The following is a 21,391-nucleotide window of genomic DNA, read 5'->3' as shown; positions in this document are numbered from 1 at the left end:
GCCGTGCGTTCAGGGCGCGTCGCGCAGGCGCATCGCGACGTCGGCCATCGGTTTGCGCATGAAAGGCTTGCCCGCATCGGCCGGGTAGCCGAGCGTGACCATGCCCTGCGGCTCCCAGTGGCCGGGCAGCCCGAGCGCGCCACGGACGGTCTCGGGGCAGAACATCGGTGCGCACAGCCAGCAGGCTCCGAGGCCGGCAGCGTGGGCGGTCAGCAGCAGGTTCTGGCCTGCCATCGCGGTGCTCTGCACCGCCATCTGGTGCTCCTTTCGATTGCGCGCGGCATCGGGATAGACGTCCATGTCCTCCATGCTGAGACAGACGACGATCACCGTGGCCGCGCCCGTGATGCGCGCGAAGGAGCGCGCGACATCGGCCTCGATGTCGGCGTTGGGATCGCGGTCGCCGCGCCGGTCCTGGCGCAACTGTTCGCCCATGGCGCAGGCCAGTGCGATCTTGTGCCGGCTGGTGTCGAGGATGGCGAAGCGCCAGGGCTGCCGGTTGTGCGCCGACGGCGCGGTGGCGGCGGCTTCGAGCAGCTGGTCGACCAGCTCCGGCGGGATCGGCTTCGGAAGGTAGCGCCGCACCGAGCGGCGCGCCATCCATTGCAGTCGCGTGCTGCCGAGCAGCGCGGCGGCGACCGTGGCGATGCCGAGTTCAGGTTCCATAGTCCTGGCCCCACATGCAGTCCGGCGACGAGTTGCGGATCGCCACGCGTTCGACGATGTCCTTCTCGCGCGCCGTGAGCAGCGCCGCGCAGGCGGGCGGCAGCTTGCGCGCCCAAGCGGCATCGATGCCATCCCGCGGCTGCGGCGTGTGCTGCGACACCTCGAGGTCGCGGATGCGGCCGTCGTCCAGGCCGTAGATCCAGCCATGCACCGTCAGTGGCTGGCCGGCGCCCCAGGCACTTTGCACCACGGTGCTGCGGCAGGTGCTGGCGACCTGTTCGATGACGTTCAGTTCGCACAGCAGATCGTGCCGCGCGCGCTCGCCGGTGCAGTGCGCGAGCCGCTCGTCGTACTTGTCGCGGATGGCCTGCATGGGCGCCAGCCAGTTGTCGACCAGGCCGAGCCGGTCGCCGGCCAGCACCGCCTTGACGCCGCTGCAGCCGTAGTGGCCGCAGACGATGATGTGCCTGACCGCCAGCACGTCGACGGCGAATTGCATCGCCGACAGGCAGTTCATGTCCGAATGCTGGACCATGTTGCCGACGTTGCGGTGCACGAAGACCTCGCCCGGCGGCAGGTCGGTGATGATGTTGGCCGGCACCCGGCTGTCGGAGCAGCCGACCCAGAAATAGTCGGGCGTCTGCTGGGCTGCCAGCCGCTCGAAGAAGCCCGGATCGCGCGAGCGGACTTCGTCCGACCAGGCCCGGTTGTTCTGCAGAAGATGCGCCAGCGTTCCCATGTCCGACTCGCCTCGTGCGGGGCTGCGGCTCAGGCCGCGCAGCTGCCGTGGGTGGCCGTCGCCACGGCCGGCTCGCGCTTGCGGAAGTCGATGCGCACCGGCGACACCGGCGTGGTGACGGCGCGCGCCCTGGCCTTGGCATCGGCCGGCGGCGTGCCGTAGGCGGTGGTGCGCTGCAGCGGAACGCGGCCCATCGAACGCAGCATCGCCTCCATGTCCATCGCGGTCATCTCCTGGCCGTGCGAGGCGCCTGCAGCGCGCGAAATGGTTTCGTTCATCAGCGTGCCGCCCATGTCGTTGACGCCGGCGCGCAGGCAGGCCTTCACGCCTTCGGCCCCGAGCTTGACCCAGGAGGCCTGGATGTTCGGAATCACGGGATGCAGCGCCAGCCGGCCGACCGCATGCATCAGCACCGTCTCGCGGAACGACGGCCCGCGCCGCGCCTTGCCCTTGCGGTAGATCGGCGACTCCATGTGCACGAAGGGCAGCGGCACGAACTCGGTGATGCCACCGGTTTCGATCTGCAGCGCGCGCAGGTGCAGCAGGTGGCGCGCCCAGTGTTCGAACTTCTCCATGTGGCCGAACATGATGGTCGAGGTGCTGCGCAGGCCCAGCCCGTGCGCGGTCCGCATCACCTCGAGCCATTGCGCGGTGTCGACCTTGTCGTGGCAGATCACCTGCCGGACCTCGTCGTCGAGGATCTCGGCGGCCGTGCCCGGCAGCGTGCCGAGGCCCGCGTCCTTCAGCTGGGCCAGGTAGTCGCGCAGCGGAAGGCCCAGTGTCTTGGCGCCTTGCCATACCTCGAGCGGCGAGAAGGCGTGCACGTGCATGCCCGGCGCCTCGGCCTTGACCGCCCGGCAGATCTCCAGGTAGGTGGCGCCGGTGTAGGCGGGGTGGATGCCGCCCTGCATGCAGACCTCGGTGGCGCCGCGGTCCCAGGCCTCGCGCACGCGGCGCTGGATTTCCTCCAGCGGCAGGTCGTAGGGCTTGCCGCGCAGGTCCTCGGTGGTCTTGCCCTTGGCGAAGGCGCAGAACTGGCAGCGGTAGGCGCAGATGTTGGTGTAGTTGATGTTGCGGTTGACGACGAAGCTCACGACCTCGCCGTTCATCTGGCGGCGCAAGGCATCGGCAGCGGCGCAGACGGCGGTGAACTCATCGCCGCGCGCACGGAAGAGCCGCACGATCTCGGCTTCGCCGAGCGTTTCGCCGGCCTGGGCGCGTGCCAGGATGCGTTCGACCTCCGCGCCGGGCCGGGGGGCAGCGTGGGTGGCGATCAGCTGCAGATCGGCCGCGGGAGGGGCTTCATGGGCGCCCGGCGACCAGCTGTCGGTGCGCGGGAAACCGTCGCTGTCCAGCCGATGCAGCAGCGGCGTGCGAAATGCCGGGTCTACCCAGCGCTCGAGCTCGCGCGCATGCGCCGGGTAGAGCGCGAGACGCTCGGTCAGTTCCTTGCCGGCGGCCTTCGTCGCCTTGGCCAGCGCGTCCAGGTGCGGCCAGGGCGCCTCGGGGTTCACGTGGTCCGGCGTGACGGGCGACACGCCGCCCCAGTCGTTGATGCCGGCATCGACCAGCGGGCGCAGCGCGCCCGGGCGCAGGTTCGGCGGCGCCTGGATGTTCATCGACGGATCGAAGATCAGGCGCGCCGCGGCGATGGTCCACAGATGGTCCTCGAGCGTGGGAATGGGCGCGTTGACCATCAGGGTGCCCGCCTTGGGGCGGAAGTTCTGGATGATGATTTCCTGGATGTGGCCGTAGCGCTCGTGCAGCTCGCGCAGGGCCAGCAGGGCATCGATGCGCTCCGTTCGCGTCTCGCCGATGCCGATCAGGATGCCGGTGGTGAAGGGCACGCCGGCTTCGCCGGCCAGGCGGATGGTTTCCAGGCGCGCGGCCGGCTTCTTGTCCGGCGACCCGTGGTGCGGGCCGCCGCGCTCGCAGAGCCGCTCCGAGCTGCTCTCGAGCATGATGCCCTGCGAGATCGACACTTGGCGCAGCCGGCGCAGGTCGTCGAGTTCGAGCAGGCCCGGGTTCAGGTGCGGCAGCAGGCCGGTCTCGTCGTAGACCGCGCGCGCGGCCGCCTCGAGGTACGCCAGCGTGCTGTCGTAACCCATCTCCGCCAGGGCGTCGCTCGCCGCGTGGTAGCGCAGTTCCGGCTTGTCGCCGAGCGTGAAGAGGGCTTCCTTGCAATTCGCCGCCGCGCCCGCGCGGGCGATCTCCAGCACCTTCTCGATCGACAGGTAGGCGGCCTCGCCCTTGCGCGGTGCATGGGCGAAGGTGCAGTAGTGGCAGACGTCGCGGCACAGCTGGGTCAGCGGAATGAAGACCTTGCGCGAATAGCTGACGACCATGCCATGCGCCGCATCGCGGCGCGCGGCGGCGGCCGGCATCAGCAGGTCCAGCCCCATGTCCACCAGCTGGTAGGCCTCTTCGCGCGACATCGGGTGGTGGGCTGCAAGCATGGGCGTGGTCATGGAGTCGGGTCCCTTCGGGTGGAGTGGGTCGGATGCGCCGCCGTGCGGATGGGCATGTGCGGACGCGTTTGGCGCAGCCGGTGCGCGATGCCGCTGCCGGCCAGGTAGGCGTGGGTGCGCAGGCTCGACCGGTCATCGAGGCAGGCGAGCAGATCGTCGGGCCGGTCGATGTCGCGGCCGAAGCGCGGCAGGGTCAACAGCTTCGGCGCCAGGCCCAGCGCCAGCGCGGCGTCCCGGTGGCACCGGAAGCTGTCCTCGCCGAAGAGCAGCGGCATCGCGTCGGGCGGCGAGCAGGCCAGCGCATTGGTGCCGCCGTCGCTGCTGGCGGCCACCAGCGTCACGGCCGGCGAACGCCGATGACCGAGCGCGATCAGCTCGATGTCGGCCGAGGTGATCTGCGGCAGGTCGGCCGGCACCACCAGCATGCCGGCGCAGCGCGCGGCGCAAAGGGTGCGCGCCGCGTGCCGCAGGGCCTCGGCGAGCCCGGCTTCGGGCGGGTCGGCCAGCACCTCGGCGCCGGCGCGGCGTGCGATCGCCGCCGCCTCGGGGTCCTGCGTGACGACCAGCGTGCCGGCCACGAAGGGACAGCCCGCCAGCACCTGGAGCACGTCTTCGAACATCGCGCGCGCCAGTCCGGCACGCTCATGCGCGTCCAGCAGCGGCGCCAGGCGTTGCTTGGCGCGGGTGAAGCGCTTGACCGGGATGACGGCCCACAGGAGCGAGGCGTTCATCATGCGATCCGGCGCGCGCTCACGGCGGCCGATTCCTGGCTGAGGGAGTCCGCGAAGGCGAGTACCGCACGTGCCAGCGCGCGCTTGTCGTCGACGTCGTGCATCAGCGTGCGGGTGACGTGCGTCGGGATGTCGAGCGCGTCGGCGTCGGCCGCGTCGCTGTCGTCGATCACCAGGCCGTCGATCAAGTCCGCGTAGTGCGCCGCGATGGTGGCGGAGCTCACGCGGTGGCCGAGTTCGCCCATGATCTTGGCCGTCGGTCCTTTCACGGCCTGCCCGCCGACGATCGGCGAGACGACGACGATCGGCGCGGCCGTGCGCCGCAGCGCCGCGCGCACCCCGGGCACCGCGAGGATCGGATCGATGCTCAGGAAGGGGTTCGACGGGCAGATCACCACCGCGCTCAAGTGCGGATCGGCCAGCGCGCGCGTCAGCGCCGGATTGGCCGAGGCATCGTCGGCGCCGTCGAAGGAGATCGAGGTGACGACCGGTGCGCAGCGATGCTTGACGAAATAGTGCTGGAAGGGCAGATCGCCCTCGGTGCTGTGGACGATGGTGCGAACCGCTTCGTCGCTCATGGGCAGGAGCTCGGCGCGGATGCCGGCGCGGCGCGCCATGTCGCCCATGATGGCGGTCAGCGTCTCGCCGGCACCCAGTCGACGCGTGCGCTCCACGTGCAGGGCCAGGTCGCGATCGCCGAGCGAGAACCAGGCTTCGCCGCCCCATTGCGCGAGTGCCGCCATGAAGTTCCAGCTCTCGTCGGCGCGGCCCCAGCCGCGCGTCGTGTCGCTGAGTCCGCCCAGGGTGTAGAGCACCGTGTCGAGGTCGGGCGAGATGCGCAGGCCGAGGAAGTCGAAGTCGTCGCCGGTGTTCACGGCGACGGTCAGGCGGCCCGCGTCGAGCGTGTCTTCCAGGCCCAGCGCGAGCTTGGCGCCGCCGACGCCGCCGCACAAGGCCACCACGCGGCCGCGCTGCGACAGCGGCGCGGACGAAGAGGACGGGACGGAGGAGGCGCTCATCTGAACATGTCCTGGTGTTTGGGGCGCAGCAGTTCGGCCGCGGGTCGCGCAGGTGCGCTCCAGCGCAGGCCGCGAAGGTGCACGACGGGCCGGCCGGCGTCGGTCTGGCCCATGACCAGCGAGGCGGCAGCGGCGATCTCGTCGGCCAGCGCGATCTCGGTCACGCGCATGGCACGGCCGAACAGGTCGGGCGCGCCGACCATGTCCAGCAGTGCGGGCAGGCCGGCGGCGCCGATCGCCACGCCGGTCACGCCCCGGCGCCACGGTCGGCCGAAGCTGTCGTTGACAACCACTGCGAGCTCGACGCCGAAGGCGGCGTCGAGTTGCGCCTTCAGTCGTTCGCAGCTGGCATCGGGGTCGGCCGGCAGCAGCAGCGCGCGTTCGTCGCCGTCGGGGTGATCGATGTTGGACTGGTCGATGCCGGCGTTGGCCATCACCAGGCCCAGCCGGTGCTCGACGATCAGGACGCCGGGGCAGTACTTCACGACGGCACGGCTCTCGGAGAGGATGAGCTCGACCATGCGCGCGTCCTTGCCGGTCTCGGCCGCCAGCCCGATGGCCCGGCGCGAGGGCACGATGTCGCGCAGGCTGACGTAGCGGCCCTCGGCCTTCGAGACGATCTTCTGGGCCAGCACCAGCACGTCGGCCTGCTGCGGTGCGATGGCGGCGCGCCGCAGGCTGTCGGCCATCAGGCCGGCGAGGTCGTCACCCGGCGCCACCAGCGGGAAGTCCGGCAGCGCGGTGAGCGCGACGGCTGCGCTTTGCATCTCGGATGCTTCCTCTTGCCTAGGCGGGAATGCCGGTGATCTGGATGCCTGCGCAATCCACCTTGTAGCGTTTGTTGATGCCGATCAGGATCGAAGTCAGCGCCTCGGCGGCGGCGGCGTTGGCGATCGGGCCGGCATCGATGCCGCGCATGCCCGCGGCCACCGCCAGCTCGATCACGGCCTCGCGCGCTTCCTTGTCGTTGCCGCAGACCAGCACGTCGCAGGCGATCGGCCCTCCGCCCTGCAGCTTGGCGGCGCCGACGTTCTGGAAAGCCGAGACCACGCGGGCGGTTTCGCCGATGCGCTGCTGCGCGATCTGGCCGGCCGAGCCCTCGCGCGGCAGCTGCACCTGCGCGACCTTCGGCGGCACCAGCGGCACCACGGCGTCGACCACGATCTTGCCGCCCACCACATCCTTGAGTTCGTCGAGCGTCGCGTCGTGGTTGGAGAACGGGATCGCCAGGATCACGATGTCGGCGGCTGCCGCGGCACCGGTATTGCTGTCGCCGCGCACGGGCGGCGCGCCGTTGCCGTTTTCTATCTTCAGCGCCGCTTCCTGCGCCTTCTCTGCCGAACGCGAGCCGACGATGACCGGATAGCCGGCCGCGGCCCAGCGCTTGGCCATGCCGGATCCGAGGGCACCGGTGCCACCGATGATGGCGAGGGTGGGGCGAGTTTGCATGGCTTGATTCCTTGGGGAGTGCAGGGGAGGCTGGGAGGATATGAAGCAGCGTCGGGGGTCAGTCCAGCTTCATCTCGGTGAGTGGAACCACCTTGACGCCGGCGGCCTCGAGGCCGGCGCGGACCGCGGCCGACAGGGCCAGCGCGGTCGGCTCGTCGCCATGCACGCACAGCGAGTCGACCCGGCGCTTGATGCGCTTGCCGTTGCGCGAGACGATCTCGCCCTCGAGCACCATGTGCACCACCTGCTGCGTCGCGATGGCCGGGTCCTTGATCACGGCGCCGGGGATCTTGCGCGAGGTCAGGTTGCCATCGTCCTCGTACTGGCGGTCGCAGAAGCCCTCGCGCGCCAGGCGCAGTTCCAGCTTCTGCGCCGCCTTCTCCATCTCGGAGCCCGACAACGCGACGTAGATCAGGTCCCGGTCGACGGCCTTGATCGCACGGCCGATGGCCAGTGCGTAGTCGGCGTTCTCGGCGGCCATGTTGTTCAGCGCGCCGTGCGGCTTCACGTGCGTCACCTTCTCGCCGCAAAAGGCGGCCATCGCCTGCAGCGCGCCGATCTGGTAGGCGATCATGTTCTCCAGTTCGTCCGCCCGCATGTCGATGCGGCGGCGGCCGAAGCCCCAGAGGTCGTTGAAGCCCGGATGCGCGCCGATGCTGACGCCTTCGGCCTTGGCGTGCTCGACCACGCGGCGCATGGTGATCGGGTCGCCGGCATGGAAGCCGCAGGCGATGTTGGCCGAGCGAATGATCTTGAGGATGGCGTCATCGTTGCCGATGTCGTACGCGCCGAATCCTTCACCCATGTCCGCATTGAGATTGATCGAGAGTGCCATTTGCTGTTCCTTGGTCCTTGCGTGGGATTCCGGTTGAGGTCTGCTGCCGGTCCGAGTTAGTATATGGTACCAAAGATAGAAAGACAATACCAATTCGATTGTCGCTCGGCGACAAAGACAAGGAGCAGGAATGGATGTGCGATTTCTCTGTGCGGGCGATACCGCGCTGGTGGTCGAGTTCGGCGAGCGCATCGACCGGGCGCTGAGCGACCGCGTGCTGCGGCTGGCGGCAAGGCTGCGCGCTACGCAGCTGCCGGGCGTGGTCGAAACGGTGCCGACCTATCGCTCGCTGATGGTCCACTACGACCCCTTGCGCACCGACCGGGAGAGCCTCGAGCGCGGGCTCGTCGCGCTGCTGGAGGACGACACGACGGGCGCCGATACGGGAGGGCGGCTGTGGCGGGTGCCGGCTTGCTACGAAGGCGCCCATGCGCCGGACCTGGAGGACGTGGCGCTGCGCACCGGCCTCTGCGTGGCCGAGGTGGTGCGCCTGCACACCGAGACGCTCTTCCACGTCTACATGATCGGCTTCGTGCCGGGCTATCCCTACATGGGCGACCTGCCCGAGGCGCTGGTTCTGCCGCGCCGCGCCGATCCGCGCATCCGCGTCCCGGCGGGCTCGATCGCCATCGCTTCGACCATGACAGCGATCTACCCGCTGGAAAGCCCCGGCGGCTGGCACCTGATCGGCAGCACGCCGGTTCGGATCTTCGACCCGTTGCGGCCGCGCCCCGCGCTGTTCTGCCCCGGCGACAAGCTTCGCTTCGAACCTGTCGATGGCGCGCGCTTCGAGCAGATCCGCCAAGCCAGCGTCGACGGCAGCTACCAACTCGCTTGCGAAGGCATGGCGTCATGAGTGCGGCACTCGAGGTGGTCACGCCAGGTATCCACACGACGGTGCAGGACGGCGGCCGCCGCGGCTTCCAGGACGCCGGCGTTCCGGTGTCCGGCCCGCTCGACCGCATCGGCCTGCGGCTGGCGAACGCGCTGGTCGGCAATGCGCCCGGCACGCCCGCATTGGAGATGATCCTGCAGGGGCCCGGCTTCGAGGTGGCGGCGGATGCGGTGCGGGTCGCGCTGGCCGGCTGCGACGGCGTGATCGAGGTGAGCGGCCCCCACGCGCGAAGCATCGCGGCCGGCCGCAGCGCGCGGCTGTTGCGCGGCGACCGCTTTCGCGTCGCGCATCTGGGCGACGCCGGCTGTGCCTATCTGGCCGTCGAGGGCGGCTTCGAACTGCCGCTGTGCCTGGGCAGTGCCGCCACCTACGTGCGGGCGCGCCTCGGCGGTTTCGGCGGCCGGGCGCTGCAGCGCGGCGACCGCCTGCCGCTGCGGCCGGGAAGTGCGGCGCCGCGGGCCGAGAAGATGCTGGCCCAGCGCTTCGACCTGGCGCTCGATCAGACGATCCGCGTGGTGCTGGGACCGCAGGCCGACTTCTTCGCCGAGGCCGAGCTGGCGCGCTTCCTGGCCGGCGAGTATGTGGTTTCGGCGCAGTCGGACCGCATGGGCTTCCGCCTCGACGGCCCGCCGCTCGCACACGCCAAGGGCTACAACATCGTCTCGGACGGTATCGTCTGCGGCTCGATCCAGGTGCCGGGCTCGGGACTGCCCATCGTACTGATGGCGGATGCGCAGACCACCGGTGGCTATCCCAAGATCGCCACCGTGATCTCCGCCGACATCCCGGTGCTCGGGCGGCGCCGGCCGGGGCGCGCGCTGCGCTTCTCGGCCGTGAGTGTGAGCGAGGCCGAAGGCCTGCGCCGTGCGCAGGAGGCCGCGCTTGACCGCAGCCTGGCGACACTGCGCACGGTGGATGCCGCGGCGGCGATCGATGTCGCGTCGCTGTATACGCAGAGCCTGATCAGTGGTGTCGCCAGTGCTACAGATTGAGCCCGGCCGCAGCGCCGGCGGGGGCACGTCCATGTATTATTCTGTGGACCTATAGTCAGTATGACGGGATCGTAGAAATGCCAACAATACATAGTTCCGATCGACGCGGAAAGATACCCGCCTATATCCAGGTCGCCGCCGCCTTGCGGCGCCGCATCGAAACCGGCGACTGGCAGCCCAGCGAAAAGATCGCGACGCTGGAGGAGCTCGAGGAGGAGTTCCAGGTCGCGCGCGTGACCGTCCGGCAAGCAGTCGACCTGCTGGAGCGCGAGGGTCTGGTCACCCGCCAGCAGGGGCGCGGCACCTTCGTCAACGCCACGGTCAACGACAAGCGCTGGCTCACGCTCGAGACCTCGTGGGACTCGGTGCTCGCATCGATCAAGGACAACGTGCCGCAGTTCATCAAGGTCGACACGCCGCCGGCTGCGCCCCGGCTGCGCGAGGGCGAAGGCGTGCTGGCCGACAAGTACGTGTTCCTGCGCAGCGTCCAGCTGAAGGACAACATTCCCTACGCCGTCGCCAACCTGCACATCGCCAAGCCCGTCTTCGATCGCCGGCGCGAGAAATTCCTGAAGCACACGGCGCTGCCGATCCTGGCCGCCATGAACCTGAAGATCCGGCATGCGCACCAGACGCTGGTGATCGGCACCGCCGACCCGGAGATCGCCGAACTGCTGCAGGTCTCGCTGAGCGCGCCGACGGCGGAGGTGCGCTGGGTGGTGCGCGACGACACCGACACCGCGATTTACGTGGCCGACATCACCTACCGCGCCGACTGCGTGAAGATGTCGATCGACTTCTTCGAGAACGACGCCCCGGCGGCCATCGCGCGCAAGGCCGCCTGAACTGCCCATTCTGGATTTCCCTACTGTCAGGACACGTGAAATGATCAACATACTATGAATAGTATGTTAGGCTGACCAAGCGGCGAAAGTCTCGTCGCCATCGTTTCATCTTCGGTTGCTCCGTCGGGTCGTTCGCCAAATGAGCGTTGCGGACGACGACGGCGCAGCCAGTGGCTGGAGGAGCAAGTCCATGGCAGGTCAAGGTGTTGGGGCCCGGGTTCTTCGCAAGGAGGACGACCGCTTGATGCGCGGACGCGGGCAGTTCGTGGCGGACATCCGCCTGGCCGGCATGCAGGATGTGGCCTTCGTGCGAAGCCCGCTGGCGCATGCCCGCATCGTCGGCATCGAGGTCCCGCCGGAATTCGAGGACCGCGTGTACACGGTGGCGCACCTGGGCTCGGTCAAGCCGGTGCGGGCCGTCTCGGGCCTGCCGGGCTTCAAGATTTCGGAACAGCCGGTACTGGCCCAGGGCAAGGTCCGGCATGTGGGCGAAACCGTGGCGATGTGCGTGGCGCGCACGCGCGCCGAGGCGGAGGACATCGCAGCCGCGGTCCGGCTCGACCTGGACGAAATGCCGGCGGTGCACGACATGCTGCTCGGCCGCGAGCCGGAGTCCGCCCGTCTGCATGAGGCGTGGTCCGACAATGTCTTCCTCGAGGCCAACGTCAGCGTCGGCATCGAGCAGGTGCTCGACGCGCCGATCCAGGTCACGCGCGAGCTGAGGACGTCGCGCCAGGCGATGTCGCCGATGGAAGGGCGCGGCGTGGTGGCCCACTGGGACAGCCGGCTCGAGCAACTGGTGGTCTACACATCGACCCAGATCCCGCACATCGTTCGCACCGGCCTGGCCGAATGCCTGGGGCTGGACGAGGGCCAGGTTCGCGTGATCTCGCCCGACGTCGGCGGCGGCTTCGGCTACAAGGGCATCCTGCTGACCGAAGAGGTGGCGCTGGCCTGGCTGGCCATCCACCGCGGACATCCCGTGCGCTGGATCGAAGATCGGCGCGAGCACCTGACGGCCGGTGCCAACTGCCGCGAGCACCACTACCGCATCACCGCCTATGCCGACCGCGGAGGACGCCTGCTGGGGATCGACTGCGAAGCCACCGTCGACTCCGGCGCCTATTCGTCCTACCCGTTCTCGGCCTGCCTGGAGGCGGCCCAGGTCGCGAGCATCCTGCCGGGCCCGTACGACTTCCCGGGCTATCGCTGCAAGACCTATTCGGTGGCCACCAACAAGTGTCCGATCCTGCCGTACCGCGGCGTGGCGCGCACCGGCGTGTGCTTCGCGATGGAACTGATCCTCGATGCCGTGGCGCACGAATGCGGCATCGAGCCCCACGAGGTACGGCTGCAATCGCTGGTGCGGCCGGAGCAGATGCCCTTCGACAACATCACCAAGAAGCACTTCGACAGCGGCGACTATCCGGCCGCGCTGCGCCAGGCCATCGAGGCGATGGACATTCCGGCGGTGCGCAAGCGCCAGCAGCGCGGCGAAGCCGACGGCCGGCTGATCGGTGTCGGCCTGGCGATCTACTGCGAACAGGCGGCGCACGGCACCTCCGTGTATGCGGGCTGGGGCATCCCGATGGTGCCGGGCTATGAACAGGCGACCGTGCGGCTGACGCCGGACGGCGGCCTCGAACTGCGCATCGGCGCCCACTCGCACGGCCAGAGCCTGGAAACAACCCTGGCGCAGGTGGCCCACGAGATCCTCGGCATCGATGTCTCGAAGGTGAAGCTGATCCACGGCGACACCGCCTTCACGCCGTATTCCACCGGCACCTGGGGCTCGCGCTGCATGGTGATGTCGGGCGGCGCCGTCTCGCGCGCCTGTCAGACGCTGGCCAAGCGGGTGGCGCTGATCGGCGCCTTCATGCTCGGCACCGAGGTCGACAAGGTGACGGTGCGCGACGGCATCGTGGCGGGGCCGGAGCGCAGCGTGACCATCGGCGAGGTCGCCCATGTCTGGTTCCGCCGCCCGCAGGACCTGCCGCCGGAAGTCAATGGCGGCGGCCTGGAAGTCACCGAGGGCTACAAGCCGCAACGCGACTCGGGCACCTTCGGCTATGGCGCCCATGCGGCCCTGGTGGCGGTCGACCCCGAAACGGGCGACGTCGAGATCCTCGACTACGTGATCGTGGAAGACGGCGGCAAGCTGGTCAATCCGATGGTGGTCGACGGCCAGATCTACGGCGGCACGGCGCAGGGCATCGGCACCGCGCTGTACGAGGAAATGCCCTTCGATGCTTCGGGCCAGCCGCTGGCATCGACCTTTGCCGACTACCTGCTGCCGGGGCCGACCGAAGTGCCCGAGCCGCGCCTGTTCCACATGGAAACGCTCTCGCCCTACACGGAATTCGGCGTCAAGGGCGTCGGCGAAAGCGGCGCCATTCCGCCGCCGGCGGCGATCGGCAATGCGGTCAACGACGCACTGCGCCCGCTCGGCGCCGAGATCTACGTGTCGCCGGTGACACCGCGCCGCGTGCTCGAAGCCATCGCCGAAGCCGCATTGAAGCGCGAGCGCAGCGCCTCGGCGCCGGTGACCATGCCCGTGGCGGAGGTGGTGTGAAGCCATCCCGTTTCGACTACGAACGTCCCGCGAGCCTCGCCGAGGTGGTTCGATTGATACAGCGCGACGACATCGTCGTGAAGATCGTTGCCGGCAGCCAGTCGCTCGGCCCGATGCTCAACCTGCGGCTGGTCCAGCCCGACCTGCTGGTCGACATCACCGGCATCCCCGAACTCAAGCGGGTCGAGGTCGGCGACGACGCGATCGTCGTCGGCGCCTGCGTGACGCATGCCGACATCGAGGACGGCCGCGTGCCCGACGTGACCGGAGGGGCGCTGTCGCGTGTGGCGCGCGGCATCGCCTATCGCGCGGTGCGCAACCGCGGCACGCTGGGCGGGAGCCTGGTGCATGCCGATCCCTCGGCCGACTGGATCTCCAGCCTGGCCGCCATCGGCGCCGAAGTGCTCATCGCCGGGCCTTCGGGCCAGCGCCGCATGCAGATCGACGCCTTCATGACCAGCGTCTTCGAGGTCGACCTCGGCCCGGGCGAGATGCTGGAAGCGGTGCGCATCCCGCGCCTGTCGCGCAGTGCGCGCTGGGGCTATCACAAGCTGTGCCGCAAGACCGGGGAGTTCGCCCATGCGATCGGTGTGGTGCTGCACGATCCGGAACGCGCCGTGTGCCGCGTGGTGCTCGGCGCGACCGAATCGAGGCCGATCGTGATGCGCGATGCGCGGCCCCTGTTTCCCGACGGCCGCCGTCTCGACGTCGATGCCGCCCGCAAGCTCCTGACCGATGCCGGCCATGCCGATGCATTGGACAACCAGATTCACCTCGCCGCGTTGAAGCGCGCCGTCGACCGGGCCGAACAGCCATGAAAACGATTCAGCTGACCGTCAATGGAAAGGCCGTCTGCGCGACGGCCGTCGAACCGCGCACCCAACTCGCCGATTTCCTGCGCGATTCGCTGGACCTGACCGGCACCCACCTGGGCTGCGAGCATGGCGTCTGCGGCGCCTGCACGCTGATGATCGACGGCGTGCCGGCGCGCTCCTGCATCACGCTGGCGGTGGCCTGCGACGGCGCCAGCATCACGACCATCGAAGGCATGGACGACGATGTCGTGATGCGTGCCCTGCGCGCGGCCTTCTCGCGCGAACATGCGCTGCAGTGCGGCTACTGCACGCCCGGCATGCTGGCCTCGGCCCATGACGTGGTGCTGCGCATGCCCGACGCCACCGAGCAGGACATCCGCTATGCGATGAGCGGCAACCTCTGCCGCTGCACCGGCTATGTCGGCATCGTGCGCGCCGTGCAGAGCGTCATCGCGGAACGCAAGGCGGCCGGGATCATCGCCGCGGTCAGCGCGCGCGAGACGCTGGGCCCGGTCGGTTCGGGCCATGCGCCGCCGATGGCGGCGGGCAGCACGGGCAGCGGGGGCACCGCTGCGGCGGCCAGGGCCGTGCCGGTCGCCAGGGCGCCCGATCCGGCGCCAGCCGGCAAGGCCGCTGCGGTCCGTCCGGCGGTCGACAGCAGCAAGCCGATGACCACGCTGAACCAGAGCTTCAGCGTCGACTTCCCGCGTGACAAGGTCTGGGATTTCTTCGGCCGCCTGGCCGACGTGACCACCTGCCTGCCCGGCGCATCGCTGCTGGCGCCGCCGACCGACACCCATGTCGAGCCGAAGCTGCGCATCAAGGTGGGCCCGATCGTGGCCGACTTCGAGGGCGCGGCCGATGTGGAGCGCGATCCCGCCAACTTCAGCGGCACCATCTTCGGCAGCGCCCGCGACACCAAGTCCAGCTCGGCCACGCGCGGCGAGATCCGCTACGACCTCTTCGAGGAAAAGGATGGCGCCGCGACCCGCGTCGACGTGCAGGTGGGCTTCGCGTTGACGGGGTCGCTCGCGCAGTTCAGCCGCTCCAGCATCGTCAAGGACATCGCCAAGCGCATGACCGATGCCTTTGCCGAGAACCTGCGTGCACGTCTGAGCCATGACGGCAGCGGCGCCGGCCGCGGTGCGGCATTGCCGCAGCCCGCCGCCGAGCTGAATGCAGGTGCGCTGGTGTTCTCGGTGCTGCGCGACCGCATCCTCGGCTTCTTCCGCTCGCTCTTCGGCCGCGGATAGGACATCCGCCCGCGTGACGCGGGCGGAGGCGGGTGATCGCCGATCACCCGAATCGCGGTGCCGGCGCTCCCGGTCGCCGCGTTTTCAAGCCACCTACTTGCTGACCAGAATGATCTTCCCGTTCTCGATCTTCACGAGGTGGGTGGTCGCCGGGCTCTGGCCGCTTTCCTTGCCGCTCGGTCCCACCTTGTTGAACGAGATGTTGCCCGTGAGGCCATTGACCTTCACATCCCAAAGCGCGGCCCGGATCTTCTCGGAGTCGGCACTGCCGGCCTTGGCGATCGCCGCTGCGATGGTGTGGATGGCGTCGTAGCCTCTGGCCCCTTCGGGCATGCCCGCGGCCGGCACGCCGCGTTTCGCCCACTCGGTCACGAAGCGCTTCGCGGCCGCCGGGTTCGGCGCGGTCTCCGGGAACCACGGGGCGAACATCGCGTCGTGCAGCGAGTCGTTGGCGGCGACGCCGGCCTGCTCGATCAGCTGGTCCGGAACCGTGCCGCCGGTGGTGACGACCTGTCGCTTGAGACCGAGTGCCTGGGCCTGCTTGAGCAGCAGCGTCATCTGCTCGGGGCCGGTGGTGATGAACAGCGTCTCGCTGTCGGTGCCCTTGATGGTCGAGAGCTGCGCCGACATGTCTTGCGCCGAGGCGTCCATGTGCAGCGTGCGGTTCACCGTGACGCCCTTCTCCTTGAGCATCTTGCCGAACTCGGAGGCCGCACCCAGGCCCCAGTCGTTGTTGACGACCAGGAAGTCGACCTTCTTGATGTTCAGCGGCGCGACGAAGCGGGCGAAATTGACGGCTTCCATCCCGTTCGTGGGGCTGATGCGGAACACGTAGGGATTGCCCGAGGTCGTGATCTTGTCGGCGCTCGAGGTCTCGACCACCATCGGCACCTTGTACTCCATCAGCTTGGGCATCACGGCCAGCGTGTAGGTGGAGCTCCATGCGCCCATCATCACCGGCACCTTGTCGCGCACGATGAGCTTCTCGGCGGCGTTGGCGGCCTCGGTCGGATTGCTCTTGTTGTCCTCGATCACCAGTTCGATCTTCTTGCCGTTGATCCCGCCGCCGGCGTTGATTTCGTCGGCGGCGATCTTCGCGCCGGTGGTCACATAGTTGCCCGATGCCGCGACCACGCCCGTGAGGGGCTGGTTGACCCCGATCTTGATGACGTCCTGGGCCGCGGCGGTCGCCCCCAGGCACGCAACGGCCGCAGCCAGTGCGATTCTTGTCAGTGTCTTTCTCATCTCGTCGTCTCCTGTTGTCCTCGCTTGGCGCACCGACGGAGTGCCGGCGCATCCCGAGCTAGTCACCCTATTGGCCTAACAATAGGATGACTATATTTAAATACCAATGGTCCGGCAGCGGGGTCATGGTTTTTACTGCTCGCATAGAGTTCTATCGTGCTATAAATAGAACGTTAAATCCAATCGGAGAACGGCGATGCATCTGGACGAGCACCTTGGCGGACCTGTCCGGCCGGAAAGACTTGCGCACGCGCTCGCAGGGTCCGGCTGTTCGGACCGGCTCGCCAACCCATGAAGCGGCTCGCGCGACTGATCCGGCTGGTTCGCCTCGAAGAGGCGCTGCCGCAGCTTCCAGCCCGGACCCTGTTCCATGCCGGGCCGCCCTATCGCGGCGCGCCGCCCGGGGCCGTCGCGGCGGCGGCGGCGCAGGCGGCGGTGATCGGCGGCCTGGCCGGCGACCCGGCCGAGGCGCGAGAGATGATCGGCGCGCGGCGCATCGCGCTGCGCCCGGCGCAGGACTTCGGCATTGCCGCGCCGCTGGCCCAGGTGCTGGCGCCTTCGATGTGGTGCTTCGAAGTCGGCGACGAGGGGCATCGCGGCTACGCGCCGGTCAGCGAGGGCGTGCCGCCCGCGCTGCGCTTCGGGTCGAGCGACCCGGGCTGCGTTGAGCGCGCCCGTGAGGGCTGCGGGCAGATCGCCGCGGCCATCAATCCCTTGCTCGCGCAGTTGCCCGACCCGCAAGCCCTGATGCGCGCCGCGCTGGAGCTCGGCGACGATTGCCACGCCCTGACCTCGGCCGGCAACGTGCTCTTCGTCAACGCGCTGACCGGGCTCAGCCCCGCGGCGAAGGCGCTGCTGCTGGCCAACCCGGGCTTCGTGCTCGGCATCTGGATGGCCTGGAGCGCCTGGAAGATCCAGGTGGAGGGCGGTCGGATCGCCGCGATAGGCGGCAACGGCATCGAGTTCGGATGGCGCCCGCGCGGCGAGACCGCCTGGAGAGTCGCAGCGGCCACGCCACCGCTCGGCAAGTACTTTCGGCCTGAGCTGGCCGCGCAGGCGCTGGGCGCCATCGGCGACAGCGCCCTGGTCGACGCCTGCGGCTTCGGCGGCCAGGCCTTGCAGCACGCACCGGCGCTGCGCGAGGAGTGGGCCGCCGTGCTGCCCGCCGATGCGTTGACGCGGCGCATGCGCATCGTCGACCCGGCCTCGGGACTTGTCGATCTCGATCGCATCCGTGCGAGCCGTACGGCGCCGATGGTTCATCTCGCGATCCTCGACCGGGCGGGCGGTCCCGGGCCCATCGGCAGGGGCGTCTATTGCCCGCCGATCACATTGTTTCAACAAGGAGAACACGAATGGATCTAGCAGACAAGGTTGCGATCGTCACAGGCGGCGCGATGGGCATCGGCTATGCGATCTGCGAGGCGCTGGCGCAGCGCGGCGCCTCGATCGTCATCGCCGACCTGGCCGGCGGCAAGGCCGCGGCGGACAAGCTGCGGCAAGGCGGCGCCCGGGCGACCGCCGTGGATGCCGACGTGTCGAGCGAGGACGACACCGCGCGCATGGTCGCGACGGCGCTGGAGGCTTTCGGGCGCGCGGACATCCTGGTGAACAACGCCGCCATCTACTCCACGCTGCAATTGAAGCCCTTCGAGCAACTGACCGTGGCCGACTGGCGCAAGATGCTGGACGTCAACGTGATCGGGCAGTTCCTCTGCTGCCGCGCCGCCTTGCCGGCCTTCAAGGCCCAGGGCAGTGGCCGCATCATCAACATCTCGTCGGGCGTCGCCTTCAAGGGCAACCCGGGCATGCTGCACTACGTGGCGTCCAAGGGCGCGATCGTCTCGATGACCCGTACCCTGGCGAGCGAACTCGGTCCGCATGGCGTGCTGGTCAACAGCGTGGCGCCGGGCTTCACGCTCAGCGACGGCGTGCACAGAAATCCGGAACTTGCCAGCACCGTGGCGGGCTTCTCGGTACAGAACCGTGCGCTGAAGCGCGACATGCTGCCAGGCGACGTGGTGGGCGCGGTGGGCTTCTTCGCAGGCCCGCACTCGGCGTTCATCACCGGACAGACGCTGGTCGTGGACGGCGGCGCCTACTACCACTGACCCCTGGCATCGGCCTGCCGCCCGCGCGCGCCGCAGAGCGCGGCAGCCCGATCGATTCTTGCAACAACCGAAAGGAGACAAAGTGAAATACGTCAAGGACGCTTGGTACCCCGTGGTGTGGGCCGACCGGATCGGCAGGGAACTGTCGCGCCACGTGGTGCTGGAACAGCCGCTCGTTCTGTTCCGCCGCGAGGACGGCCGCATCGTCGCGCTGCAGGACGCCTGCCCGCACCGGCTCGCGCCATTGTCGCTCGGCAAGCTCAAGGGCGACACCGTCGAATGCGGCTACCACGGCATGACCTTCGACTGTGCCGGCAAGTGCGTGCGCATCCCCGGGCAGGAGATCATCCCCGCCAATGCGACGGTCGCGGCCTATCCGCTCGAAGTGAAGTACGGCCTGGTCTGGGTCTGGATGGGCGACCCCGCCGCCGCCGACACGGCGAAGATCTTCCAGCTCGACGAGTACGGCGCCGAAGGATGGCATGCGGTGCAGGGCCAGACGCTGCGCATCGAGTGCAACTACCTGAGCCTGTGCGACAACCTGCTGGACCCGGCGCACGTGACCTTCGTGCACACCACCACGCTGGGCACGCCCGCGGGCGCGACGGTTCCGGTGAACAACGAGTACGGCGACGATGCCATCACCGTCTGGCGCTGGATCCGCGGGGCGCAGGCGATCCCCTTGTTCGCCAAGTACGGGAAGCTCAGCGGTGCGGTCGACCGCTGGCACTACTACAACTACACGGCACCTTGCTTCTTCGCGATCGACATGGGCTCCTGCGTCAGCGGCACCATCCCCGACGCCGGCGATCGCCACGAAGGCATCCAGATGCATGCCTGTCACGTGCTCACCCCGGTGGACGAACGGACCGTGCTGCAGCATTGGTTTCATGTGCGCAACTTCCGCATCGACGAACAGGACATCGACGCCGAACTCACGGCCGACCTGGACAAGGCCTTCCAGGAGGACAAGGTCATTCTCGAGCGGATTCAGTGCGAGGAAGAGCGCAACGCCGACTACAAGCGCATCGTGCTGGGCATCGATGCAGCGCCGCGCAAGATGCGGCGCATGGTGGACCGCCTGATCGAGCGCGAGACGGCCGGGGCCGATCGCTGAGGCCGCAGGGCCTTCGAGATCGAAGGCCCTTTTCGCGTAGCGCCTGTCAGGCGCCGGCGATCAGCGTCGCGAGGTCGAGCGCGAGGTCGGCCGCCTGCGCAGGGGTCGGCGAGGCGCCGGCCGCAAGCAGCTTGCGCGCGACCAGGTGATCGCGTGCGGCGTCGATCGAATCCACCGCGATCAGGCGCGCGTCGCGGTAGTGGAAGACCGAGAAGCCGTGGCCCTGCATGTCGCCGCGCACGGTCCAGCCGTCGGCGCCGCCCGAGAGGCCCGCGATCTGCAGCTTCCTGCCGTGCTGGTCCGACCAGAACCAGGGCGTACCCGCGAAGGGGCGATCCAGCCCCAGCAAGGTGGAGGCGGCGGCGCGGCCTTGCTCGACCGCGTTCTGCACCGACTCGAGACGCAGCAGCTCGCCATCGTCGAGTCGCCGGATCGTGCAGTCGCCTGCTGCCGTGACGCCCGGCGCCGAGGTGCGGCCATGGGCATCGACGACGATGCCCGAAGCGCACTCGATGCCGGCGTCGCGCGCCAGGGTATCGTTGGCGTCGACGCCGATGCCGATCAGGACCAGCCCGGCGGGAAAGATGCGCCCGTCGGCGAGGCGCACTTCGACCGTGTCGTCGGCCGCGGCCTCGATGCCGCCGATGCGCGCATCCAGCACCACCCGCGCGCCATGGCTCAGGTGCAGCCGTAAATACCAGTCGGAGAGGGGCCGGGCGAGCACCCGTTCGAGCAGGCGCGGCGCGGCTTCGAGGATGGTCACGGCCACGCCGAGCGCGCGCGCGGTCGCGGCGACTTCGAGGCCGATGAAGCCGCCACCGACCACGATCAGCGCAAGGCCGCGCTGCGCACAATGCGACAGGCGTGCCGAAATCGCGTCGGCATCGTCGCGCGAGCGCAGCACGCGCACGGCGTCGGTCGCCGCCGCGGCGCAGGGCAGGGTCCGCGGCGTGGCGCCAGTGGCCAGCAGCAGGCCCGAATAGCCGAGGCGGCTACCGTCGGCCAGGGCGACGGACCGTCCCGCCGTATCGATGGCGACGACCTTGGCACCGGTTCGCACGGCGATCTTCTTGCGCTCCAGCGCCGCCTCGGTGCGCATCGCCAACTGGTCCGCGCCCAGGCTGCCTGCCAGCCAGGCCTTGGAGAGCGGAGGGCGGTGGTAGGGCAGGTGCGCCTCGTCGCCCAGCAGGGTGATCGGCGCATCGAAGCCGCCGGCGCGCAGCGTCTCGGCGGCCTGGAGCCCGGCCTGGCCAGCGCCGACGATCACGATGTGCTTCATCACACGCCGAGGCCCTGCAAGGGGGCGATCGTCACGACCAGGCCCTCCAGCGCGGGGCTGGCCTTGATCTGGCATGCCAGCCGGCTGTTGGCCTTGCGCTCGGCGGCCGCGCATGCCAGCAGCTCGCCTTCCTCTTCGCTCGGCGGCGCCAGCTGCGTCAGGCGATCCATGTCCACGTAGCAATGGCAGGTGGCGCAGACGCAGGAGCCGCCACATTCGCCGATGATGCCGTCGACCCCGTGGGCCACCGCGCCCTGCATGAGGCTCCAGCCCTCGGACAGTTCCAGTGTCAGCGCCTGGCCTGACGGTTCGATGTAGGTGATGCTGACCATGCGTACTCCTTCGTTCGCAGTCCGATGT

General features: G+C 69.2%; 20 protein-coding genes. 9 read left to right on the top strand and 11 right to left on the bottom strand.

Annotated features, from left to right (window positions below):
- Positions 1–9 precede the first annotated feature (9 nt).
- From AC1D2O_RS33310 to AC1D2O_RS33275, 8 genes are read right to left on the bottom strand one after another with little or no spacing between them, the layout of a single operon-like run.
- Positions 10–666: a nitroreductase family protein gene (locus AC1D2O_RS33310; RefSeq protein WP_478158598.1), complete on the bottom strand. Its 657-nt coding sequence runs from the start codon at positions 664–666 to the stop codon at positions 10–12.
- Positions 656–1,405 (bottom strand): carbonate dehydratase, encoded by a 750-nt coding sequence (gene can, locus AC1D2O_RS33305; RefSeq protein ID WP_478089792.1) that lies wholly within the window; start codon positions 1,403–1,405, stop codon positions 656–658. The genes AC1D2O_RS33310 and can overlap by 11 nt, the downstream gene beginning before the upstream one ends.
- Positions 1,406–1,434: 29 nt before the next feature.
- Positions 1,435–3,873: a 5-amino-6-(D-ribitylamino)uracil--L-tyrosine 4-hydroxyphenyl transferase CofH gene (gene cofH, locus AC1D2O_RS33300; RefSeq protein ID WP_478158597.1), complete on the bottom strand. Its 2,439-nt coding sequence runs from the start codon at positions 3,871–3,873 to the stop codon at positions 1,435–1,437.
- On the bottom strand, positions 3,870–4,604 hold the full coding sequence (gene cofC, locus AC1D2O_RS33295; protein ID WP_478089794.1) for a 2-phospho-L-lactate guanylyltransferase: 735 nt from the start codon (positions 4,602–4,604) through the stop codon (positions 3,870–3,872). Before cofC ends, cofH begins: the two co-directional genes overlap by 4 nt.
- On the bottom strand, positions 4,604–5,623 hold the full coding sequence (gene cofD, locus AC1D2O_RS33290; protein WP_478089795.1) for a 2-phospho-L-lactate transferase: 1,020 nt from the start codon (positions 5,621–5,623) through the stop codon (positions 4,604–4,606). The genes cofC and cofD overlap by 1 nt, the downstream gene beginning before the upstream one ends.
- On the bottom strand, positions 5,620–6,390 hold the full coding sequence (gene cofE / locus AC1D2O_RS33285) for a coenzyme F420-0:L-glutamate ligase (protein WP_478089796.1): 771 nt from the start codon (positions 6,388–6,390) through the stop codon (positions 5,620–5,622). Before cofE ends, cofD begins: the two co-directional genes overlap by 4 nt.
- A gap of 19 nt (positions 6,391–6,409) precedes the next feature.
- The gene (npdG, locus tag AC1D2O_RS33280) at positions 6,410–7,072 is read right to left on the bottom strand and encodes an NADPH-dependent F420 reductase (RefSeq protein ID WP_478089797.1); all 663 of its coding nucleotides are present in this window, start codon (positions 7,070–7,072) and stop codon (positions 6,410–6,412) included.
- A 58-nt stretch (positions 7,073–7,130) separates the two neighbouring features.
- On the bottom strand, positions 7,131–7,907 hold the full coding sequence (locus AC1D2O_RS33275) for a LamB/YcsF family protein (protein WP_478158596.1): 777 nt from the start codon (positions 7,905–7,907) through the stop codon (positions 7,131–7,133).
- 130 nt (positions 7,908–8,037) lie between these two features.
- Between AC1D2O_RS33275 and pxpB the strand changes: the two genes are divergently transcribed.
- The 6 genes from pxpB to AC1D2O_RS33245 all read left to right on the top strand — a co-directional run bounded on the left by pxpB (position 8,038) and on the right by AC1D2O_RS33245 (position 15,279).
- Complete coding sequence (gene pxpB / locus AC1D2O_RS33270; RefSeq protein WP_478158595.1) at positions 8,038–8,763, top strand: 5-oxoprolinase subunit PxpB; 726 nt, start codon at positions 8,038–8,040, stop codon at positions 8,761–8,763.
- Positions 8,760–9,794 carry a 5-oxoprolinase subunit C family protein gene (locus AC1D2O_RS33265; RefSeq protein WP_478089800.1) on the top strand — a complete coding sequence of 345 codons (1,035 nt, stop codon included), beginning with the start codon at positions 8,760–8,762 and terminating at the stop codon, positions 9,792–9,794. Before pxpB ends, AC1D2O_RS33265 begins: the two co-directional genes overlap by 4 nt.
- A 77-nt stretch (positions 9,795–9,871) precedes the next feature.
- Positions 9,872–10,639, top strand: a complete 768-nt coding sequence (locus AC1D2O_RS33260; RefSeq protein WP_478089801.1) for a GntR family transcriptional regulator — start codon at positions 9,872–9,874, stop codon at positions 10,637–10,639.
- Positions 10,640–10,829: 190 nt separating this feature from the next.
- On the top strand, positions 10,830–13,211 hold the full coding sequence (locus tag AC1D2O_RS33255) for a xanthine dehydrogenase family protein molybdopterin-binding subunit (RefSeq protein ID WP_478089802.1): 2,382 nt from the start codon (positions 10,830–10,832) through the stop codon (positions 13,209–13,211).
- Positions 13,208–14,029 carry an FAD binding domain-containing protein gene (locus tag AC1D2O_RS33250; RefSeq protein ID WP_478158594.1) on the top strand — a complete coding sequence of 274 codons (822 nt, stop codon included), beginning with the start codon at positions 13,208–13,210 and terminating at the stop codon, positions 14,027–14,029. Before AC1D2O_RS33255 ends, AC1D2O_RS33250 begins: the two co-directional genes overlap by 4 nt.
- Positions 14,026–15,279, top strand: a complete 1,254-nt coding sequence (locus AC1D2O_RS33245) for a xanthine dehydrogenase family Fe-S subunit (RefSeq protein WP_478089651.1) — start codon at positions 14,026–14,028, stop codon at positions 15,277–15,279. Before AC1D2O_RS33250 ends, AC1D2O_RS33245 begins: the two co-directional genes overlap by 4 nt.
- 93 nt (positions 15,280–15,372) lie before the next feature.
- Here the strand turns inward: AC1D2O_RS33245 and AC1D2O_RS33240 are convergent, their stop codons facing one another.
- Positions 15,373–16,524 carry an ABC transporter substrate-binding protein gene (locus AC1D2O_RS33240; protein WP_478089650.1) on the bottom strand — a complete coding sequence of 384 codons (1,152 nt, stop codon included), beginning with the start codon at positions 16,522–16,524 and terminating at the stop codon, positions 15,373–15,375.
- 291 nt (positions 16,525–16,815) lie between these two features.
- Here AC1D2O_RS33240 and AC1D2O_RS33235 point away from each other — a divergent pair, with 291 nt between their 5' ends.
- The 3 genes from AC1D2O_RS33235 (at position 16,816) to AC1D2O_RS33225 (ending at position 19,752) form a co-directional block, all read left to right on the top strand.
- Positions 16,816–17,889, top strand: a complete 1,074-nt coding sequence (locus AC1D2O_RS33235) for an oxamate carbamoyltransferase subunit AllG family protein (RefSeq protein ID WP_478089649.1) — start codon at positions 16,816–16,818, stop codon at positions 17,887–17,889.
- Positions 17,880–18,635, top strand: coding sequence for an SDR family NAD(P)-dependent oxidoreductase (locus AC1D2O_RS33230; RefSeq protein ID WP_478089648.1), 756 nt, complete (start codon positions 17,880–17,882; stop codon positions 18,633–18,635). The genes AC1D2O_RS33235 and AC1D2O_RS33230 overlap by 10 nt, the downstream gene beginning before the upstream one ends.
- Positions 18,636–18,717: 82 nt before the next feature.
- Positions 18,718–19,752: an aromatic ring-hydroxylating dioxygenase subunit alpha gene (locus AC1D2O_RS33225; protein ID WP_478089647.1), complete on the top strand. Its 1,035-nt coding sequence runs from the start codon at positions 18,718–18,720 to the stop codon at positions 19,750–19,752.
- A gap of 46 nt (positions 19,753–19,798) precedes the next feature.
- Here the strand turns inward: AC1D2O_RS33225 and AC1D2O_RS33220 are convergent, their stop codons facing one another.
- Positions 19,799–21,031: an NAD(P)/FAD-dependent oxidoreductase gene (locus AC1D2O_RS33220; RefSeq protein ID WP_478089646.1), complete on the bottom strand. Its 1,233-nt coding sequence runs from the start codon at positions 21,029–21,031 to the stop codon at positions 19,799–19,801.
- Complete coding sequence (locus AC1D2O_RS33215; RefSeq protein WP_478158593.1) at positions 21,031–21,363, bottom strand: 2Fe-2S iron-sulfur cluster-binding protein; 333 nt, start codon at positions 21,361–21,363, stop codon at positions 21,031–21,033. Before AC1D2O_RS33215 ends, AC1D2O_RS33220 begins: the two co-directional genes overlap by 1 nt.
- Between the last annotated feature and the right edge of the window lie 28 nt (positions 21,364–21,391).

This window comes from Variovorax sp. P1_G12 (genome assembly GCF_056405555.1).
The sequence above is the reverse complement of the archived record's forward strand: the minus strand, read 5'-3'. Positions and strand labels throughout refer to the sequence as shown.

Excerpts from the sequence above, each read along its gene's own strand:
- AC1D2O_RS33310 (WP_478158598.1), bottom strand. The coding sequence starts at position 666 with ATGGAACCTGAACTCGGCATCGCCACGGTCGCCGCCGCGCTGCTCGGC.
- cofH (WP_478158597.1), bottom strand. The coding sequence starts at position 3,873 with ATGACCACGCCCATGCTTGCAGCCCACCACCCGATGTCGCGCGAAGAG.
- AC1D2O_RS33215 (WP_478158593.1), bottom strand. The coding sequence starts at position 21,363 with ATGGTCAGCATCACCTACATCGAACCGTCAGGCCAGGCGCTGACACTG.
- AC1D2O_RS33260 (WP_478089801.1), top strand. The coding sequence starts at position 9,872 with ATGCCAACAATACATAGTTCCGATCGACGCGGAAAGATACCCGCCTAT.
- AC1D2O_RS33265 (WP_478089800.1), top strand. The coding sequence starts at position 8,760 with ATGAGTGCGGCACTCGAGGTGGTCACGCCAGGTATCCACACGACGGTG.
- AC1D2O_RS33230 (WP_478089648.1), top strand. The coding sequence starts at position 17,880 with ATGGATCTAGCAGACAAGGTTGCGATCGTCACAGGCGGCGCGATGGGC.
- cofE (WP_478089796.1), bottom strand. The coding sequence starts at position 6,390 with ATGCAAAGCGCAGCCGTCGCGCTCACCGCGCTGCCGGACTTCCCGCTG.
- AC1D2O_RS33245 (WP_478089651.1), top strand. The coding sequence starts at position 14,026 with ATGAAAACGATTCAGCTGACCGTCAATGGAAAGGCCGTCTGCGCGACG.
- cofD (WP_478089795.1), bottom strand. The coding sequence starts at position 5,623 with ATGAGCGCCTCCTCCGTCCCGTCCTCTTCGTCCGCGCCGCTGTCGCAG.
- npdG (WP_478089797.1), bottom strand. The coding sequence starts at position 7,072 with ATGCAAACTCGCCCCACCCTCGCCATCATCGGTGGCACCGGTGCCCTC.
- AC1D2O_RS33275 (WP_478158596.1), bottom strand. The coding sequence starts at position 7,907 with ATGGCACTCTCGATCAATCTCAATGCGGACATGGGTGAAGGATTCGGC.
- AC1D2O_RS33235 (WP_478089649.1), top strand. The coding sequence starts at position 16,816 with ATGAAGCGGCTCGCGCGACTGATCCGGCTGGTTCGCCTCGAAGAGGCG.
- AC1D2O_RS33240 (WP_478089650.1), bottom strand. The coding sequence starts at position 16,524 with ATGAGAAAGACACTGACAAGAATCGCACTGGCTGCGGCCGTTGCGTGC.
- can (WP_478089792.1), bottom strand. The coding sequence starts at position 1,405 with ATGGGAACGCTGGCGCATCTTCTGCAGAACAACCGGGCCTGGTCGGAC.
- cofC (WP_478089794.1), bottom strand. The coding sequence starts at position 4,604 with ATGAACGCCTCGCTCCTGTGGGCCGTCATCCCGGTCAAGCGCTTCACC.
- pxpB (WP_478158595.1), top strand. The coding sequence starts at position 8,038 with ATGGATGTGCGATTTCTCTGTGCGGGCGATACCGCGCTGGTGGTCGAG.
- AC1D2O_RS33220 (WP_478089646.1), bottom strand. The coding sequence starts at position 21,031 with ATGAAGCACATCGTGATCGTCGGCGCTGGCCAGGCCGGGCTCCAGGCC.
- AC1D2O_RS33255 (WP_478089802.1), top strand. The coding sequence starts at position 10,830 with ATGGCAGGTCAAGGTGTTGGGGCCCGGGTTCTTCGCAAGGAGGACGAC.